Source organism: Streptomyces sp. MK37H, from assembly GCF_018035285.1.
Taxonomy (GTDB): Bacteria; Actinomycetota; Actinomycetes; order Streptomycetales; family Streptomycetaceae; genus Streptomyces; species Streptomyces endocoffeicus.
The window spans coordinates 1-1212 of sequence record NZ_JAAAYH010000877.1; the positions used below are offsets into that span (position 1 = coordinate 1).

Consider the following 1212-nt stretch of genomic DNA (forward strand, 5'->3'; position numbering starts at 1 on the left):
CTCTGACGCGTAAATAGCAGCAGTTCAGGGCGGGTGTGGGCAGGGCTGGGTTCCCGGTGGCCGTGGCGGTCGCCGGGTTTCCTGGCTCTGGTCGGTCAGGCCGCGCCTTCCAGTGGGTTGAGGGTGACGGTGTAGCCGAGTTGGTTGAGCGCGGTGACCGCGCGGCGGGTGGCGCGTTCGGGGTCGCGCCGGGCGAAGTAGGTGCCGCCGAGGTCTTGGTAGGGGACGTTGGCGGTGAGCATGTGCCAGATCGCGGTGATGATCGAGTGCTCGATGGCGACCAGGGCCCTGAGCGGTCCGCGGCGGGCGGTCAGCCGTTTGTAGCGGGCGTGCAGGTAGGTGTCCTTGGTCCTGGCCGCGCCGAAGGCGGCGAGGCCGAGGGCGCCTTTGAGGTAGGGGTTGCCGGGGCGAACCTTGGTGTTCTTGGTGCGGCCGGCGGACTCGTGGTGGCCGGGGCAGACCCCCGCCCAGGAAGCGAGGTGCTTGGCGGAGGCGAAACGGCTCATGTCGCCGCCGGTCTCGGCGATGATCACTTCGGCGACGGCCCGGTTGACCCCGGGGATGGTGTCCAGGAGGTCGAGCGCGGGACAAAAGGGGGCCATCACCTCCTCAATCCGCGCATCCAGTTGTCCGATGGCATCGGTCAGCTGGTCGTAGTGGTCCAGGTGCAGCCGGGTCAGGAACGCGTGGTGGGCGCGGAAGCGTCCGGTCAGCGCCTCGGTGAGCTCGGGGATCTTGTTGCGGAGCTTGCGTTTGGCCAGATCCGCGAGGACCTGCGGGTCGCGTTCCCCGCGGATGAGGGCCTCCAGCATGGCTCGGCCGGAGACGCCCATGAGGTCACAGGCGACCGCGGCCAGCTTGATCCCGGTGTCCTCCAGCAGCTTCTCCAGGCGTTGGACGATCTGACCGCGCTCGCGGGTCATCTGGGTGCGGGCCCGGGTCAGGTCCCGCAGCTCGCGCACCGGCTGTTCGGGCACGAACGACGGACGGACCAGACCATGCGCACCGAGCTGGGCCAGCCAGGCCGCGTCCGAGACGTCCGTCTTGCGGCCGGGCAGGTTCTTGACCTGCCGGGCATTGACGAGGATCACGTTCAACTCGTCGGCCAGCAGGTAGTAGAAGGGCTTCCAGTAGTCCGACGTCGCCTCGATCACCACCAGGGTGACCTCGGCGGCAAGCAGGTGTTCTCGCAGGGCGAGCACTGCGTTCGTG

1 protein-coding gene is annotated in these 1212 nt (G+C 68.7%); it reads right to left on the bottom strand.

Annotation, left to right across the window (positions count from 1 at the left end; translation table 11 throughout):
• Positions 1-95: 95 nt before the first annotated feature.
• On the bottom strand, positions 96-1212 hold a 1117-nt coding region (locus GWI24_RS44560; RefSeq protein ID WP_210951690.1), incomplete at its 5' end, for an IS110 family transposase.